Below are 18,188 nucleotides of genomic sequence, written 5' to 3' on the forward strand. Positions count from 1 at the left end.
AAGCCCGCGTTCCGATAGGGAACTCCGGGCTTTTGCGGTCTACGAAAATTGCGGTCTACGAAAATTGCGGTCTACGAAAGCTGCAGTCTGAGAATCAAGCTGGCTACATGCTGGTGGCTGCTTCCTGCCTCAGCTTGCGATATTCACTTGGAGTGCAGCCAACATCCTGCTTGAACAGCTTGGAGAAATAGGGATAATTAGCATATCCGACCTTCCCGGCGATGGAATAGACGGATAGTGATGTACTCTCCAGCAGCTGACGTGCACTTCTGATCCGGGTCTGAATAATGTAAGCGCCGAGCGATATGCCGGTCTCCTTCTTGAAGATGCGTGCCAAATAATCAGGGTTCAGATATACCATTTCCCCCAAACTGTTCCTTGTCAGCTCATCACCGCAGTGCTTATGAATATGCTGCTTGATCTCCTCGACGACGGAGTCCTGCTGGGCTGCATAACGACGGTATTCCGCTGCAGTTGTGATAAGGTATTCAATATACTTCTCCATATCCTCTATTGAATAGAGGGACGCTTCGTATAACTGATCATGAATTTTTCCGGTATACAGCTTATGTGCCTGGATTTCTCTGCTCTTTAGATAGGAATAGACGAGCTGAATCATGTCTAATCGGAATAGACGGAGTACGGAAGCACTTAAGATTTGACCCTGCCCGTTCGCAATCAGGTCATACAGGCAGCGCTTCGCCTCAATCAAGAACGACACCGGATCATCCTTATGCAGCCATTCTTCAAGCCGTGTCAAATCCGGCGCTGTATAGACGGCTGCCTTTACTCCCTCTGCCTGAGGGTACTGCTCCAGATATAGCATTTGATTGCGGTGCTTGATGATGTCTTCATTCATGCGAAGTAAATTCTGTATTCCTTGGTACAGCTCTGGCAGGGGGGCGGTTACGCCGATGCAGCATGAGGCATCGGATTTCAGGAAACGGTTTGCTTTTTGAATAAAGGAGGCACACGCCGTTTCGATAAGAGCAGCTTCTTCATCTGAAGACCATCTGAGGATGACAAAATAGTGATTGTCTTTGACCTCAATCATAGCTTCCAAGGTGAAGGAGGGATGATGAAATAGCTCCGTGAGTACGTTATGAAGAGCATAGTTGAACAAATCCTTGTCTTCCTTGCCAAGGCTTTGGTCGTAAGCATAGATGGATATCAGCAGAGGCAGGAACGGGTCGGACAACTGATATGGCAGACTCTGCTCAATGATCGCCTCAGCCAGAGCTGCTGAGCTTGGGGCATTTTTCTTCTCGGTGCTGAGCTGTCTCCAGAAATGCTCCACCAGCTTGCGCTGATTTTTCTGCCAGAGCTGCCCCTCCTTAATCGCTGATTCATTCCTTCGTTGTTCCCGCACCTTGTATATCGCTTTGGACAGGATCAGCGTGAGCTTGTCGAAGGCGATCGGCTTCAGAAAATAGTCAAAGCTTTGCAGCTCGATCGCCTTCTGCGCGTAATTAAAGTCGGCATAGTTTGTTAGGAAGATCGTTTGGACTGCATAGTTCTCCTCCCGAATCCAGGCTAGAAGCTCAAGCCCGCTGCCCTGCGGCATTTCAATATCGCATACCATAATCTCAATATCCTGCTGCAACAAGATCTCTCTGGCTTGGGCTATATTGTAGGCAGTGTAGACCTGATCAATGGATAGAGCGCTCCAGTCGATCTTCTGCTCCAGTGCAGCAACGACAAAGTAATCATCATCCACTAGCAATACATTCATGTTTGTACCTTCCTTCTCCTTCAAGTTGGGCTTGCAAGGGCTGTGGCAGAAACAGCTGAATACAGGCACCGCCATACCTGCGATTCGAAAAAACCACCCGGGCTTCTCCATCATACAGTGACTCCAGCCGCTTCAGCGTGTTCATAATCCCGATTCTATGCCCTTGGAGCATCTCAAGCGGCTGACCAGCCTGAAGCTGCTCCAGAATTTCTGCGGGAAATCCGGGTCCTGAATCTTCAATTACAATCTTGAGGACACGGCGGCTGCTATCCATCTTCTGTTCCAATTGCAGCTGAATCTGCAGCTTGTTATCTCTCGATACGGCATATTTCACGGCATTCTCTATGAAGGTCTGAAGCACGAGTGGAGGAAGCAGCATCTCCCGGACGGCGTCACTTCCCTTAATGTCGTAGCTGAAGGCATTCCGATACCGGTGCTTTTGGATTTCAAGATAAGTTGTGACATGTTCAATCTCGTCCCCAAGCCGTACAAAGTGATCGTTATTCTGGAAAATATACCGGAAGTACGAGGAGGTGGAGAGGGCCATATACTCGATCTCCTTGTGCATTTGCATTTGGGCCATACTGTAGATGTTGGTGAGGCAGTTGAGAAAAAAGTGCGGCCGGATTTGCATTTTCATATACTCAAGCTGCACCTGCTGCTTGGACAGCTCCTGTTCATACATATCGATCTTGATTTGTTTCATTTGCTCGATGAGATTTCTGTATTGTAATCCTGCTTCCGACAGCTCAATAATGGGGCTGCTGGTGAAGTCCAGCGGCTCGCTGGACTCTGCCATCTTCGAGAGGTTTTTGGAGAATTGCTGGATTGGCTTCAGCACTCTGCCCTTGAAATACATAACGACAATGATCAGAGAGGACGCGACGAGAACGAACAGGAGCAGGATCAAGAGCTGAGCCACCATGATTTTTTCAAATGCACCGAACTCAATGAACATTTTCACGTTAATAGTAGAATCGGTGAACGCCTTGCTTACGGTTGTCCGTGGACCCGAGATGAATGGGAAGCTGAACCCGGATTCTCGACTCTGTTCCATATCTGCTGCAGGACTGGACAAGATTCTGCCGTCCTGATCAACCAGAGTAGAGAAGCCGTTCTTTCCTAAATTAATCTGTCTTAGTGGCGCGATGAGATCATCCGCAGAAATAAGACACATCAGGTATTGCTCATGATAAGGCACGATGTTGATAATGTAGTACTTATCCTGGATGAGAATGGGCGTCCAGTTGGAATAGAACTTGTCATAGACATTGGGATCACTTGTATAGCTGACCAATTGCTGTCCAAGCTCCTGATACTCGGGATAAGTGATGCTCATGGGCGCGTAATTGCGGAGGAGCTTCTCATCGCTGGAATAATAGAAGAAATTGTACGCGGGTCCGTAGTTCTTCTGCAGCTCCGTGTAGCGTTTGCGCAGGTTATCATTGGCTGCAAGAAATTCGTCGTAGTTAACGTCCTGCCGCTTGGGTACCAGTGCTTCAATGTTGTCGTCGTTGGCCAGCGTCCAGCCCATATAATGATTGATATAATCAAAGTCATGATTGATTCTTGTCAGGTAGAGATCGGCCGTATCCTGGAGGTAACGTGTGGACTGCTGTTTAACAATCGAGATGGAGGCCATGCTGATGGCGAGATCAAGCAGAAGAGCGGAGATCGTGATCAGGAGCGTGATTTTGACATAATGCCGGATGGGATGTGACCTTCGGTGCGTATGCTTGATTACCCTATCCATCGTCAAGCTTCCTTTCCTGACGCTTATAATGTAAGCGTTTTATTATATGGTATTGATATTATAATTCCTCTCCTGTCAAAAGAACATGGATGTCAGGTCATTTTTGCACAAAGTCTGGATTGTGCATGAAGAAGTCCGTAATCCCTCATAATGCACGAGCCGTGTAAGGTCAGATTAGAGGAGCTGGGCAGTAGAAAGGTCCGAATCCTCTCGGTTACAAGTCCAGTACGTACCCTTCACGCGAAGTATACTCAAGACATGAAAAGAGAGTTAAGTTGAAAGCGCTTCGATAAGCGCCTGACAGGAAAGGGGAGCGGATGTGAGAACAGCGGATTTAAGTGTAAAACAGAGTCATCGGAAAAGAGCACCTGCGCTGCAGCAGATTAAGCAGAATTGGGGTCTATATTTGCTGCTGCTGCCTGCTGTAATATTGCTGCTGCTATTTGCTTACATTCCGATGTACGGCATCGTCATTGCCTTCAAAGACTACAGTCCGGCCCTTGGCATCGGCGGCAGTCCCTGGGCAGGTCTCAAGTACTTCGAGAAGTTTTTCAATTCCTATCAATTTGATACGACGATCAAGAACACGCTGATCCTCAGCTTGTACAGTCTGGCCACGTTTCCGATTCCCATTATGCTTGCACTGATGATCAACCAGATGAGGGAGAACCGGTTCAAGCGTTTTTTTCAGACCGTAACCTATATGCCGCATTTCATCTCGACCGTCGTTATGGTGGGTTTACTTCTGATCCTCTTATCGCCAAGCACAGGGCTGATCGGCCACATTTACCGCTTGTTCGGCGCGGAGGCACCTAATCTGATGGGATCACCGGGGTTGTTCAGCAGTGTATATGTATGGTCCGATGTGTGGCAGCATACCGGCTGGGACAGCATTATCTTCATTGCGGCGTTGTCTGCCGTGAGCCCGAGTCTGTACGAAGCGGCCACGATGGACGGAGCAAGCCGGTGGCAAAAAATATGGTACATCGACCTGCCGATGCTCATGCCGACAGCCGTCACACTGCTGATCCTGAGAGTGGGGAGTCTGCTTGGTGTCGGTTTCGAGAAGGTCTACCTGATGCAGAACAACCTGAACATCTCCTCAAGTGAGGTTATCTCCACTTATGTCTATAAGATAGGGATGCTCAGCAGCCAGTACAGCTTCTCGTCCGCCATTAACCTCGCGAATACGATCATTAATTTCATCCTGCTCATCATGGTAAATGAGATATCCAAGAAATACAGCAAAAACAGCCTGTGGTAGGAGCTTACAGGAGAGGAGGAATAAAGAGTGGACCATGTGGATGCGCCCCGGCAAGCGGCCCGGCCTGTTAACAATCGTTCCTCGGATAGAGTGCTGGAGATTGCCATGTATGTGTTTGCCGTCATGCTGCTCATTGTGCTCATGTATCCGATATATTTTATTATCATCGCCTCGTTCAGTGATCCGGCAGCTGTGGCGAACGGTCAGGTGTGGCTGTTCCCCAAAGGGTTCACACTGGCAGGCTATCAGGAGCTGCTAAAGCATGAGAATATATGGATTGGATATCGGAACACGATTCTGTATACGGTCATTGGTACGGTCATCAGCCTTGTGGTGAATATATCCGCAGCCTATGCGTTATCCCGCAAGGATTTGTTTGGCCGCAGAGCCATCTCGCTCTTTTTTATCTTCACGATGTTTTTTAATGGAGGGCTCATTCCTACTTTCCTTACGATCAGGGACTTCCATATGTATGATACCTTTCTCGTGATGGTGCTTCCGTTCTCGGTTGCCGTGTATAACATTATTGTCGCCCGGACTTTTTTTCAGCACAGCATCCCTGAAGATTTGTGGGAAGCGGCACAGCTCGATGGCTGCGGCAATTTGAGGTACTACCTGCAGATCGTTATTCCGCTGTCCAAAGCTGTGATCTCTGTTATTGCCTTATGGACGGCGGTTGGACATTGGAACTCGTATTTTAATGCACTTATCTATTTGAAGGACCCGAATCTGTATCCGCTGCAGCTCATATTACGCAATATTCTGATTACCAATCAGATGCAGTCCAGTATGGGAACCGGAGAGGCAGCGGCCGTTGCACTGCGTCTTGCCAATCTGATGCGTTATGCGGTCATTATTGTCGCAACGGTGCCGATCATGTGTATTTACCCGTTCGTACAGAAGTATTTCAATCAGGGGGTGATGATTGGCGCCGTGAAGCAATAGTCGTCATGATTCTGTAGTGCTCTGAAATCGGGTCTGGATCTTATAAGAGGGGATCGATGAATATGGGGAAGAAGTATAGGAATAGAGCCTATCGATTGAAGCTGCTGACTTCGGTTGTCCTGGCGTCAACACTGCTCCTGGGGCTGATCGGCTGCAGCAATGAAACAGCAGAGGAGCCGCAGTCCGTAGATGAAGCTGTCTTTAATCAAGAGGGGCTGCCTATCGTTAATGAACCGATCACGCTGGATGTGCTGACGGTGCGGTGGGGCAATATGGGGGATACATTTACGCAAAACCAGTGGCTTAAGGACTTGGAGCAGCAGACCAATGTCAAGATCAACTGGCAGGTCATGTCCTCCAATGACTGGGGTGAGCAAAAATCGATCATGCTGGCGAGCGGCACTCTCCCGGATGTGATCCTGGGTGATGCAGTATTCTCGGATTCGGATATTGTGAACAACCTGGCTTATTTCCGTCCGCTGGATGAGTATATTGATCAGTATATGCCGAATTTGAAGGCTGCTATGGAGGAGACACCGGAGCTGAAGAAGATCAGCACCTTCCCGGATGGGCAAATCTACTCCCTGCCGGCAAGACTGCCTTCGAGACCGAAGTCCATGAATCAGCCGATTATTAACAAGGTATGGCTGGATCGTCTGGGACTCGAGGTTCCAGAAACGACGGATGAGCTGTATCAGGTGCTTAAGGCCTTCAAGGAGCAGGACCCGAACGGTAACGGCAAGCAGGATGAAATCCCGATCAGCGGCTCGGGTGATATCAGCAGTGATCTGCTGAGTCCGTTTGGTATTACGGATATTAATGCCAGCAGCATGATGATTCAAGATGGCAAGCCGGTCTTCTATCCAGTAACCGAGCAATATAAAGAAGCGATTAAATGGGCGCATCAGCTGTATGCAGAAGGCTTGATTGATCCTGAATTGTTCACACAGGATAATACGATGTCTACAGCGAAGCATCAGAACCCGGATGCCGCGCTCATTGGATTCACGAACCAGTGGATACCGGATGCGGTGTTCGGCAAATGGAAAGATGAATATGAGGCAATTCCAACCCTTGCCGGACCTGACGGGCAGCGTTATCAGGCAGGAGACCCTGTAGGGCTCAGCTTCAGACGCAATGAGCTGCTGATCACGACTTCCAGCAAATACCCTGAGGTCGTCGCCCGCTGGGCAGATCAGTTCTATACGAATGAAGCCAGTATTCAAAATTTCTGGGGAGCGATCGGTACTGTCATTGAGAAGAAGGACAATGATACGTATGCACTGATGAGTCCACCAGAGGGTACGAGCGCAGATGCATGGTATTGGGAGCAGTCACTGCGAGATTTTGGACCGAAATATGTCAGTCCGAGCTTTGAACAGAACATTATTCTGGATGAAACGGTCGGAGACGGTCTGAAGCTGGTTATTGATAAGCTGGGCGCTGACTATGTGACGACACCATTCCCGAATGTCATGTACAGCAGTGAGGAGTTCCAGGAGCTGCCGACACTGACGACGGATATTGATGGCTATGTCCGTACCAATCGTGCCAAATGGATTACGGAAGGCACCATTGATGAGGAATGGGATGGATACCTCAAGCAGCTGAATGATATGGGACTGGAGCGATTGGTTCAGATCCGGACTGAAGCGTATGCAAGATATACGAGCGTGCAGTAATTGAATTTTTTCCTGAGACTAGGGAAGAGCACTCCAAAGAGCACTCCGATAAGGGGTGCTTTTCTTCGTCTGATTATGGCATTCCAAAAATGATTGTGAACATCAGCCAATACTTATATAATGAGTTTCGTTATATTGAAATGGATTAGCAAATTATAAAAATAAAGTTTGTGAGCATGGGGGATGTCATTTGTGGCTACAGCAATATTAGCCTGCATTATCTTTGTAATTACTTTAGTACTTGTCATATGGCAGCCCCGTAACCTGTCGATCGGCTGGTCCGCATGCGGCGGGGCGGTTATTGCACTGCTGGCCGGGGTCGTGAGCTTCGGAGATGTCTATGATGTCACCCAGATTGTCTGGAATGCGACGCTGGCCTTCATTGGTATCATTCTGATCTCCCTGATTCTGGATCAAATCGGGTTCTTTGAATGGGCAGCCCTCCATATGGCCAAGGCGGCCAGAGGAAATGGAATCCGGATGTTCGTGTATATCAGTGTTCTCGGCGCACTGGTATCGGCTTTCTTCGCTAACGATGGAGCAGCCTTGATTCTGACTCCGATTGTATTGGCGATGGTCCGTGCGCTCCGATTTGATGAGAAGAAGGTGTTCCCTTATATCATTGCAAGCGGGTTTATCGCGGATACGACTTCACTGCCGCTCATTGTGAGCAACCTGGTTAACATCGTCTCTGCCGACTTCTTCGGCATCAGCTTTGGCGAATATGCGAGTCGAATGATCGTCCCGAGTCTGTTCTCTCTCGGTGCCAGCATCCTCGTATTGTATCTGTTCTTCCGCAAGAGCTTCCCTAAGCGGTTTGACGACTCAGAGCTGAAGGCACCATCTGAAGCGATCAAGGATCCGAAGCTGTTCCGTATTTCATGGTATGTACTGGGACTGCTGCTCATCGGATATTTTGTGTGTGAGTTTGTCGGTGTTCCGGTATCGGTGGTAGCAGGAATCATTGCAATTCTGTTCCTTGTGCTCGCGAGAAGAAGTCCGGCGATTCAGACCAAGGAGGTCGTCCGAGGTGCACCGTGGAGCATCGTGTTCTTCTCGGTGGGGATGTATGTCGTGGTGTATGGACTGCGGAATGCAGGGCTTACGGACATTTTGGCGGATGCCATCGGTGCTGTAGCTGATCAAGGTTTGTTCGCTGCCACGATGGGGATGGGCTTCATCGCGGCCATCCTCTCATCCATTATGAATAATCTGCCGACCGTGATGATTGGTGCGCTTGCGATTGATGCCGCAGAGGCGACTCAAGCGGTGAAGGAAGCACTGATCTATGCGAACGTGATCGGCTCTGATCTTGGACCAAAAATAACGCCGATCGGCTCGCTTGCGACCCTGCTCTGGCTGCATGTACTGTCTGCCAAGGGAATCAAGATCTCTTGGGGGACTTATTTTAAAACAGGCATCATCATTACGATTCCAACCTTGTTTATTACGCTGCTAGGCTTGTACCTGTGGCTTCTTATTTTGTAGTGGTGGACATACCGAAGAAGAGCCTTAACCCGCAAGGGAAGGCTCTTCTTGATGTTTTAAACAATTAAGAAGTTCATTTAAGTGATATAGCAACTATAGCTTGGTTACAGAGGCTTCAACATTTCTACCGCTGATTTGGTAATGTTGCTGCCTGATGTTTTGATCTTGGTAATGGCAATAAGCTTGTCCTTGGACATCATTAATTGGACCGCGGTGCCTTCTGTACGAAAGGTGTTCAGGGGCAGCATCGTATCCGCGTCGATTTGATAGACCAGATTACCTTTGACGACAAAGAACTGATCCTCATGGTCAGGACTGGTTGCAATGGCATCAAAAGCAGGAATAGTCCCAACATAATACATATCACTGCTCTTGCTTTTGGTCGAAGTAAATACAGCACCTGAGCTGTTAATAATATAGCGTCCATCGCCAGTCACTGCAATGACAGTACCCATGTCATGATCACCGTGGTAAGGTGAGTCATATCTTGAGGTGAATATCCCTTCATTTACATGAAATACTTCCATGTCTCTTGGACTTACCCCTTGATTAACACCGTAGATTCTAGTTTGATCCGGGTGCATGACGATGTTTGTTTTATTGTAATAATTTCGTATAGAGGAAAGCTCCTGGTGAGTATAACGATCATAGCTCTTGAACACGTACTGTCTGTCGGAACCAGAATTCACATAGACTTTTCCGCTGTCGTCAGCAACGATGTTGTAAGGAGTAATATCAATTTCCCACGAATCCTTAACACTCAGCGTGTCGGGGTCAAGCACCCGTATCACCCCAGCTTCGGTCTCCGTATTATTGTATTCTGTGTAAGTGAAGATGACGTATAACTCACCGTTTGCGTAGGTCATCTTTCTTGGTGTTTCCTTAAAGGCAGGGGAGACAGCCGCCTGTTTTTGATTCACAAGATCATATGCACGGATTCGAGATTTGCTGTCGTCAATCGTATAGATGACCGGCTTGTCGGGGTGGCTTACAGCCTCAGTAACATGCTCGGTAAGCAGCATTTTCTGATCCGGGGCAAGTACATACTGAATATAATCAACTGTTTGAGCATCCTGCTTCGGTGTAAGAACCGATTTATCACCAATGACAATAAGACCACGTTCATAAAATACGGTTAGTCCCAAGGTTTCGCTAATATAACGGAGCGGCACGAAGACACGTCCCTGCTTAATTTCGGCTGGTGCATCAAGTAAGGATTTCTTGCCGTTAACCCATACGGTGCTGCTGCCCAGCGTAATTTTCATCGTATTTGGGCCATCCTTGATCGTTACAGTCGAAGCTGCCTGATTCCAGGTTACTGTAGCTCCGAGATTCTCGCTGATGAAGCGAAGCGGCGTCAATGTGCGCTGATTTTTAATATAAGGGGTGATTTCGGAATTTTCTTTATCAATGAATTTTGCCTCTCCAAAAGACAGGCTGTTCGGGCTCCCGATCGACAACGCTACGCTGTCCTTCAAGAGGGTGTTGAGATCCGGGCTCGTATTCACCGCTGCAGCAGCTTGTCCCGATAAGTTAAGCGTTGCTGTTATGCCAAGAACGGCACAACCGATCAGAGCAGCTTGCTTCCATTTGTGTTTCATCTGTTTAAGTCTCCTTCTTGGATGTCTGGAATGATAGGCTTTATGGACAAGTGAACTCGCACATTGCCACATTTAAAACGCGAAAATTAGCAGGAAGTTTCGATTCGAATTAAAAAACAGCGTAGGTCACAGTTAGTTGAAGTGGGTAGGCATGAGGGTAGCGACAGGCTATTGAATAAATGATAACCTCTAGAAGAAGAGCGGGCAGAGCTTAGTTAAAATTACATCCAATTGATAAATTAATGAGGTGCGTATAGCTGTTAAATTTTGGTATGAAAATAGTTTATAGAGATATGAACGAAAGGTTTTGTTCTAAATACCAATTGTTAGAAGAAATTAGTGATCTAGAAGATTTAAAATTTATAATATGTAATACGTTTGAGGAATCAGATCGAATCTTTTTTGTAGTTTCGGGCTTTTATGAAAACTATTGACCCGTGGATTGTAGATATGATATGGCAATTATCGTGACACAATTACCTGAAATATTGAGAAGTATAAAAGAGGGGGATTATAATTTTGAAATTGACTTCAATGGACAAGGTATAGAAAGAAATATAGTGGTGAAAGAAAAAGATGCTGCCAATGTCGAACTTATCTGTATTCAGTCCAAGGACTGGGAACCAATTGCAAAATCTGGCCCGATAATGATTCCGAAAGCAAAGATAAAGCAACTGATACTAGATTTGTGTTCAGATTTCATTTTATTTAGTAAGGGTATCTTTCAAAATCATCCCTTCTATAATGCTTTAGAACAAAGTCTTAGCTCCGAAGACTATAAAAGAAAATAATAGGTGATTAACTTGCACAGATATAGAATCACAAAATATAATCCTCTTACTGTAGATGAAAATGGAGATTATAAAGAAGTATGGAGTGCAAGCAGTGATATTAAATTTGATTCATTGATACCCCGAATTGAAGGTTTAGGACTGTTTGTAGAAAAACACTAATTTATAGAACCTTGAGAAAAAGTGAGGTAATCATGATGGAAGCAGAACAACTTTTAAAGAAGATCGAAGATTCCCACTATTGGGATGCGAGGCTTAAAAGATTAAGTACAAACTTTTTTGGTGATGAACTAGTTCTAGTTTATGAGGATGATGATCGTGAGGTCGTTTTAAAATTCTCTAATTGTTATCAAATAAACTACAATCATGCATTAAATTATGATAAAGAGAAGCCTGTTCGTGAACTAAATAGCAATCAACTCCCGTACTTTTTGCAAGACATTGAGCTTAAGGATTGTATTTATAATGGAATAAAATATTTCAAGTGTAAGATTTCTATGCCACCTCTGGATCTTGAGATATTAAGTAAAGATTTAATTGTATTGAAGGAATAAGTCATTTCACCTCAATTTAATACCTCAGGAATATGCTGAAGTACACCCCTTAGAATAGATATTGGAAAAACCCTTGGGTTTAACCGATGATATTTTAGGGGGATTTTTAACGAGGTCAGGGGGCTACCCATTGAGCCAAATCATAAAAGATACAAACGTTTTTGAAGAAGCGTCACACTTCGTTTCAAAAGTGTTTTACAATGAACAGCGACTACCGAAACTAGTATTTAGAGTCCCGTTTCAAAAAACAGCTGTACTTGATTTTGATTATGCAATGAGTTATCACTTTTGGGATGAACTGGACCGACTCATCGATACATTCGGTGACTCTTATGTCATTATGGCTGTCTTAGACCCACATCCTGTAGACTACTACTATAATGAGTTCTCTCGGTATAACTGGTGTATGATGAACAAAGGTACAACAGCAGATGAATATTGGAATGCGCTTAATGACAGTCCTATAGACAGTCCTGCGGACTCGATCGTATCCAATTCAGAAGTGGTCGTATGGGTATCTTCATCTATGAAATGGGCGATATGGGGAGAGAGGAGCTACGGTATTTGTATGTTAGGCTTCAGTGACGAGATAAAAGACAACAGCGAATCGTGGTTTACGATGGATGAAGCCATTACTAATTTAGTATCACTTAATTTCAAAAATTGTATCGTTCCCGAAGAGATTATCTCGAAATTGATGAAGTTTTATACTTAAATGGTCTCAATCAGGAGGGTTAGTATGGATAGCTTTACCTTTAAAATAATCGGAGAGGGTACAGACAAGATAGTAACCCTAAAGGTAGAGTCACAGATCATCTATGAGGGTCCCTCTTATTGCTTAGTAACTTCTGTAGACAATGTTCTTGGGCTTAGGCTGAATTTTGGTTTCACATGGATAGAATATTTGTACAGCATCAAAAGTTTGGAAGAGTATCTATTATTACTACCAGTGAAAGAGCATTATAGATATGCAAAACAATTCATCTTTTCAAAGTCTGATTTGATGAAATTATGGGACGGACTTGGTTATGATTTTGAAGATGATCAAGCGTATATAACGGATGCCAATCCTACTGATATTTTATGTCATTGGTTGTTATCAAGCAGGGTTCATTTCCAGGAATTAAAATTAGATGCAATGAGAAAAGAAATACGAAAAATAGCTGTAGGATTATGATTGGAAGGCTTTATTTATAGAAGAACAGGGAGTACTTTGTATGAGATTAAGTCCCGAATTAGGATTTAGGACTAATGTTTCTATTAACTAGAATAATGTTAACAAGCTCGTTTAACTTGGGATTTAGAGTGGGAGATGAGGAAAATGACAAGTGTCCATGATAATGAGATCATATCTTATGAAGTTAGTTTGAAGAATCGTACGATTATAATGAACACATTTGATTATCAAACTGAATCGCTGACTAAGATAGTGTTTTCTGATGTTTTTGCCCATATGTTTGAAACTGAATTAGAAAACAGTATTATTCTTGATATTAAAAAATCGGAGATTTCTAATTTTGTTATTGATAATCGTGATGTATTAGATAAATATAAGAACTCTACGTGGCCGATGGATTATAACACCATTGAAGAATTATCAGAAAAACTAGTCACAGAGAATTATAATTACTATGAAATACTATCATCCTTTGGGCTCAGTGGTTGGGTTGTAGCTCGAAATTATGAATTAATAAAAGCCTAAATAGTAAAGTTGAAGGCGGAAGAATAAATGAATGATATAGATGCAGTTATATCTAATGATAGTCAGTTACTTTGCTTAGAGCATTTATATACAGTTGATGATTATCTCACCTTAAGCATAAGAGTAAAATCAGGGGGATTCAGCGGTGAGTCTAACTTTTGTATCTCAAAAGAAAGAATAAATCTGATAATTGAGAAATTAAGAGAAATGCAAAGAAATTTATTAGGGAGTATTACTCTGGACGATTATGATTCTGATGCAAATATAATATTTAAGGTTAGCGGTTTAGGCCATTTAGTTATTACAGGTCAAATTGGAGGCAGCCATGCGGAACATATGTTGAAATTCAAATTCGTTTCAGATCAAACCATAATTAATGGACTTATAGATATCCTCAATTCATTTTTGAGGTAATTATTTAAACTTGAAGGGTTTCTCCTAAGCAAGGGATACCATAGAAAGCTGTCTATGCTTTGGGGACTCATTGAAGCAGAAATTGAGCAACGTTCATACAATTAGCTTGGATTAGAGATTGCAGAAAAGGCAGAGCATCCGGAGCGGAATGCTGGAATATGCAAATAGCTCTTTTTGCCGAAGATGCTCAAATGCCTGATTTTACGTGTGGAATTTCGGCCGTCGCACTTCACAAAGGCGTTGGAATAGCAAAGAGGGCAAGGTTTTTAGTATGCCCTCGGTATTGCCTCCAGATGAACCTCTTTTGCATCCATGGAGATCATTTGTTGAAGTTGTAGCTCAGCAGTTCGTTGATATACTGAAGTGGCATCTGTCATATCCTTAGGCTTGTTGTTTGGTGGGACTTACAACAATACAGGATTTACAGATGTTTTTCCATATTTACCCTTGTTTTCCTCGCTATCTCACTTCGTCAACCACTAATTACGGTGTCGCCCCCCCATTATTACCCGTCTTTGGACCTTCCTTTTTCACCTAATGAGAACTTTAAAGTGTCTCTTATCTGATCCTCCAGGACTATCGGCACAATGAGGAACCCGGCTTCCTGTTTGGGCATAACAATAAATCATAGGAAATCTCGATTAGAAATTGAATCGATCATTAGGAGGGGAACAAGTGGCTTTATTTCTCCGATTCACTGACAATGACACCGGGGCGATTACGTTTACCGGAAATACGCTTGGTCTCAGCCGCTCCGATACGACAGGTGTCCCGGGAACACGGGACTTTATCGGCGCCTTTACAACGATTGACACGTCTATGCAATTCGGCAGCTATCCGCCAGGGACGACAGACGATTTTAATCTGAACAGCGCAAGTGCCATTCTCCGGCTCCCGGAGGACAGCGAAGTGCTTTATGCAGAGCTGATATGGGCAGGTACGTATGCTGTGACAAGAGGAACGAACAATTATGCGGCGTTTATTAACAAATCTGTCTCCCTTACGACTCCTCAGGGAACCACCTTCAGCATCTCTCCTGATCCCGTTACGGCACAGGAATCTCATCGCAATGCGACTGACAATTATTTTCGATCCCAGAATGTTACATCCATTATCCAACAGGGAGGGGCGGGCACTTACACGGTTGGAGGTGTAGTCGGTAACCTTGATTTAGGGAACAGCAGTGCCAACAATTGCGGGTGGACGCTGTGCGTTGTATATGAGAACTCGGCTTTACCGTTCCGCAACCTGACTCTTTATGTCGGTGATGTGGAAATTGCCTCCGGCATTCCGGAGCTGACGACGACGCTCACTGGCTTTGCCACCCCTACATCGGGTCCCATCAGCGGCAGGATGGCGCTGTGCGCACAGGATGGGGATGCGAACAAGACGGGAGACCAGGTCCTGTTTGGACCAGATGTTTCCAGCTTGACGGTACTGCAAGGACCGAATAATTACCCGAGCAACTTCTTTGCTTCCCAGATTAACGACGACAACGGGCTTCTGGACACCTCGGGCACCTTCGGAGACCGAAACCAGATTGCAGGCCAGCCTGGGAGACAGATTGTAGGCGGGAGACAGTCGTGGGATATAACGAATATTGATGTGTCGTCTACCTTAAGCAACAGCCAGACTTCTGCAGTGTTCCAGCTCCGTACAGGCGGTGATGGATATGCCGTCCTTGCCATCGGCATCTATATAGACATTAACTCCCCAAGAGTGACTGTAGATAAAACTGTTGACGCCACTCAGGCTGTTATCGGGCAGGTACTGACTTATACTGTTGTCATAGAGAACTCGGGTACAGTAACCGCGGATACCGCTTTTCTGCTTGATCAATTGCCGAATAATACAGCTTTTGTACCAGGAAGCGTGACGATCGGCGGCGATCCAGCTGAAGATGCAAATCCAGTAAGCGGTATTCCTCTTGGGGCGCTGGAGCCTGGATCAAGGATCACGGTGACGTATCAGGTACGGGTTATATCCATCCCGCCAGACGGTGTCATTGTCAATGAGGCAGTCGTCAATTTCGAATATCAGAGCGTAACAGGAGGACCGATATATGCGGGTGATATTACATCTAACGACGTCGTTACCCCGGTTCTAGCACCGTCAATTAATATCGAGAAAAGTGTTTCTCCAACGGAAGCTGAGCCTGGAGAGCGTGTACAGTATCAAATTATGATTTCGAATACGGGAGAAGTGGATCTAACGAATGTAGTCGTTACGGATTCACTGCTGGGTCTAAGGGAGACGATTCCAAGCCTGCCTGTTGGAGCAACCACGGTGTTGTTTGACTCCTTTGTTATTCCTGCAGGAGCAGTACCTGGTGAAATGATCGCAAATACAGCAGTCGCGGCATCGGATCAGATCGGTCCGGTGAGCGATGAAGCGCTGGTCACGATCCTCGCGCCCACGCCGGGGCTTGAGCCCGCGCTTTTGATCGAGAAGAGCGTGACTCCCGAGTTTGCGGAACCAGGTCAATTGGTGGAGTATCGGATTGAGGTTATCAATGCAGGGGAAGTGGATCTGACGAATGTGGTGGTAACCGATGCGGTTCTAAGCTTGAATGAAGTCATCCCAAGTCTGCCGGTCGGAAGCAGCACCGTATTGTTCCAGCAGCTCCGTATACCGGAGGGTCTAGAGGCCAACTCCATTATAACGAATGTGGCAACGGCTGTATCGAATGAGACAGATTCGGTGAGCGATGAAGCGCTGGTCACGATCCTCGCGCCCACGCCGGGGCTTGAGCCCGCGCTTTTGATCGAGAAGAGCGTGACTCCCGAGTTTGCGGAACCAGGTCAATTGGTGGAGTATCGGATTGAGGTTATCAATGCAGGGGAAGTGGATCTGACGAATGTGGTGGTAACCGATGCGGTTCTAAGCTTGAATGAAGTCATCCCAAGTCTGCTGGTCGGAAGCAGCACCGTATTGTTCCAGCAGCTCCGTATACCGGAGGGTCTAGAGGCCAACTCCATTATAACGAATGTGGCAACGGCTGTATCGAATGAGACGGATTCGGTGAGCGATGAAGCGCTGGTCACGATCCTCGCGCCCACGCCGGGGCTTGAGCCCGCGCTTTTGATTGAGAAGAGCGTGACTCCCGAGTTTGCGGAACCAGGTCAATTGGTGGAGTATCGGATTGAGGTTATCAATGCAGGGGAAGTGGATCTGACGAATGTGGTCGTTACCGATGAACGGATCGGTCTAACCGAGATCATCCCGAGCCTGCCAATTGGAAGCAACAGAGTGCTGGTCAAATCATTCCAAATCCCTACCGGACTTGTTGCTAATTCGATCATTACGAATATCGCAAGTGCGGTATCGAATGAGCTGGGCCCAGTAAGGGATGAGGCGCTTGTGACGATCCTGCCGCCTGAATTGCCTGTCTACAAACTCGCCATTACCAAAACAGCAGATCGGCACACCACTCCTGCCGGACGAACGATACATTATCAGATTACTGTTACAAATGCAGGAGATACTGTACTTACTTCGATTCGCATTCGCGATGAGCTGCTTGACATCAATCGTACGATCCGCAGCTTGGCTCCTAATGAATCAATCATCGTTGAAGGCAGGTATGTCGTATCGTCTGAGACACCATCGCGTACCGTGATCGTTAATACGGCGTGGGCTGATGCAGCAGAAACTGGTCCGGTTTCAGCTGAGACGTCTGTCACTGTAACGGAGAGCGCAATGCTAGATGTAGAGAAAAGTGTAACACCTCGGATCATCAGCCCGGGTGACGTGCTGACATTCTGCTTCGAGGTGGTCAACATAACGGGGACACTCAGCCCTGTTGTGCTTACGAATGTGATCCTGTACGACGACCTCCCTCGAGGTACTCAGTTTATCGAAGATTCGGTCATGATTAATGACCGCCCTGTCACGACCGTGAATCCGAAACAGGGTATACCGCTTGGTTCTCTTGCTCCGGGCGAGGCAGTGGTCATCTCGTTTCGTGCACGCCAGCTGTTTGTTCCTGCCGGCGAACGGGCTGAGAATCAGGCCTATGTCATATACGAGAGGGCAGATACTGAAGAAACGGACCGCGCAGATTCGAATATCGTTGTAATTGAAGTGTCGGAGGATGATGAATAGCCCTTTGTGGAGTCAGCAAAGTGGAGCCGGATCGAACGGCTCCTTCTTTGTTTACTGTCGTTATCTTTATCAAGCGCGTTTACAGGAAGATTCCTAGACGTTCAGCTAGTTTTATTGGTAAATTCTTTTGATTGCGGTCTGGAGGCCGCATGGATTTT

15 protein-coding genes are annotated in these 18,188 nt (G+C 46.0%); 11 read left to right on the plus strand and 4 right to left on the minus strand.

Features of this window, described 5'->3' with window-relative positions:
• Positions 1-103 precede the first annotated feature (103 nt).
• Together ACFSVM_RS15865 and ACFSVM_RS15870 are read right to left on the minus strand one after the other, a co-directional pair.
• The gene (locus ACFSVM_RS15865; protein ID WP_379263306.1) at positions 104-1,732 is read right to left on the minus strand and encodes a response regulator transcription factor; all 1,629 of its coding nucleotides are present in this window, start codon (positions 1,730-1,732) and stop codon (positions 104-106) included.
• Positions 1,710-3,485, minus strand: coding sequence for a cache domain-containing sensor histidine kinase (locus ACFSVM_RS15870; RefSeq protein WP_379263308.1), 1,776 nt, complete (start codon positions 3,483-3,485; stop codon positions 1,710-1,712). Before ACFSVM_RS15870 ends, ACFSVM_RS15865 begins: the two co-directional genes overlap by 23 nt.
• Before the next feature lie 409 nt (positions 3,486-3,894).
• On the opposite strand from ACFSVM_RS15870, the gene ACFSVM_RS15875 reads away from it, so the two are divergent.
• The 4 genes from ACFSVM_RS15875 (at position 3,895) to ACFSVM_RS15890 (ending at position 8,864) form a co-directional block, all read left to right on the plus strand.
• Positions 3,895-4,749 carry an ABC transporter permease gene (locus ACFSVM_RS15875; protein WP_090725900.1) on the plus strand — a complete coding sequence of 285 codons (855 nt, stop codon included), beginning with the start codon at positions 3,895-3,897 and terminating at the stop codon, positions 4,747-4,749.
• A 105-nt stretch (positions 4,750-4,854) separates the two neighbouring features.
• On the plus strand, positions 4,855-5,694 hold the full coding sequence (locus ACFSVM_RS15880) for a carbohydrate ABC transporter permease (protein ID WP_090725898.1): 840 nt from the start codon (positions 4,855-4,857) through the stop codon (positions 5,692-5,694).
• A 62-nt stretch (positions 5,695-5,756) separates the two neighbouring features.
• Positions 5,757-7,376, plus strand: coding sequence for an extracellular solute-binding protein (locus tag ACFSVM_RS15885; RefSeq protein ID WP_379263310.1), 1,620 nt, complete (start codon positions 5,757-5,759; stop codon positions 7,374-7,376).
• Positions 7,377-7,559: 183 nt separating this feature from the next.
• Entirely contained in the window at positions 7,560-8,864 is a 1,305-nt protein-coding gene (locus tag ACFSVM_RS15890; protein ID WP_379263312.1) for an arsenic transporter, read from the plus strand.
• A 104-nt stretch (positions 8,865-8,968) separates the two neighbouring features.
• Here ACFSVM_RS15890 and ACFSVM_RS15895 read toward each other — a convergent pair whose 3' ends face one another.
• Positions 8,969-10,465: a stalk domain-containing protein gene (locus tag ACFSVM_RS15895; RefSeq protein WP_379263314.1), complete on the minus strand. Its 1,497-nt coding sequence runs from the start codon at positions 10,463-10,465 to the stop codon at positions 8,969-8,971.
• Positions 10,466-10,920: 455 nt separating this feature from the next.
• On the opposite strand from ACFSVM_RS15895, the gene ACFSVM_RS15900 reads away from it, so the two are divergent.
• The 6 genes from ACFSVM_RS15900 to ACFSVM_RS15925 all read left to right on the plus strand — a co-directional run bounded on the left by ACFSVM_RS15900 (position 10,921) and on the right by ACFSVM_RS15925 (position 13,926).
• The gene (locus tag ACFSVM_RS15900) at positions 10,921-11,256 is read left to right on the plus strand and encodes a hypothetical protein (RefSeq protein WP_379263316.1); all 336 of its coding nucleotides are present in this window, start codon (positions 10,921-10,923) and stop codon (positions 11,254-11,256) included.
• A gap of 194 nt (positions 11,257-11,450) precedes the next feature.
• Complete coding sequence (locus ACFSVM_RS15905) at positions 11,451-11,810, plus strand: hypothetical protein (protein WP_379263318.1); 360 nt, start codon at positions 11,451-11,453, stop codon at positions 11,808-11,810.
• 130 nt (positions 11,811-11,940) lie between these two features.
• A complete protein-coding gene (locus ACFSVM_RS15910) occupies positions 11,941-12,525 on the plus strand; it encodes a hypothetical protein (RefSeq protein ID WP_379263320.1) in 585 nt (194 codons plus the stop codon).
• 24 nt (positions 12,526-12,549) lie between these two features.
• Complete coding sequence (locus ACFSVM_RS15915) at positions 12,550-12,987, plus strand: hypothetical protein (protein ID WP_379263322.1); 438 nt, start codon at positions 12,550-12,552, stop codon at positions 12,985-12,987.
• 144 nt (positions 12,988-13,131) lie between these two features.
• Positions 13,132-13,512, plus strand: a complete 381-nt coding sequence (locus tag ACFSVM_RS15920; RefSeq protein WP_379263324.1) for a hypothetical protein — start codon at positions 13,132-13,134, stop codon at positions 13,510-13,512.
• A gap of 27 nt (positions 13,513-13,539) precedes the next feature.
• Positions 13,540-13,926: a WapI family immunity protein gene (locus tag ACFSVM_RS15925; protein WP_379263326.1), complete on the plus strand. Its 387-nt coding sequence runs from the start codon at positions 13,540-13,542 to the stop codon at positions 13,924-13,926.
• A 101-nt stretch (positions 13,927-14,027) separates the two neighbouring features.
• On the opposite strand, the gene ACFSVM_RS15930 is transcribed toward ACFSVM_RS15925, so the two are convergent.
• Complete coding sequence (locus ACFSVM_RS15930) at positions 14,028-14,159, minus strand: hypothetical protein (RefSeq protein WP_379263328.1); 132 nt, start codon at positions 14,157-14,159, stop codon at positions 14,028-14,030.
• A 442-nt stretch (positions 14,160-14,601) separates the two neighbouring features.
• Between ACFSVM_RS15930 and ACFSVM_RS15935 the strand changes: the two genes are divergently transcribed.
• The gene (locus tag ACFSVM_RS15935) at positions 14,602-18,030 is read left to right on the plus strand and encodes a DUF7507 domain-containing protein (protein ID WP_379263330.1); all 3,429 of its coding nucleotides are present in this window, start codon (positions 14,602-14,604) and stop codon (positions 18,028-18,030) included.
• The last annotated feature ends 158 nt before the right edge of the window (positions 18,031-18,188 follow it).

It is taken from the genome of Paenibacillus shunpengii (genome assembly GCF_042684905.1).
Lineage (GTDB): Bacteria > Bacillota > Bacilli > Paenibacillales > Paenibacillaceae > Paenibacillus > Paenibacillus shunpengii.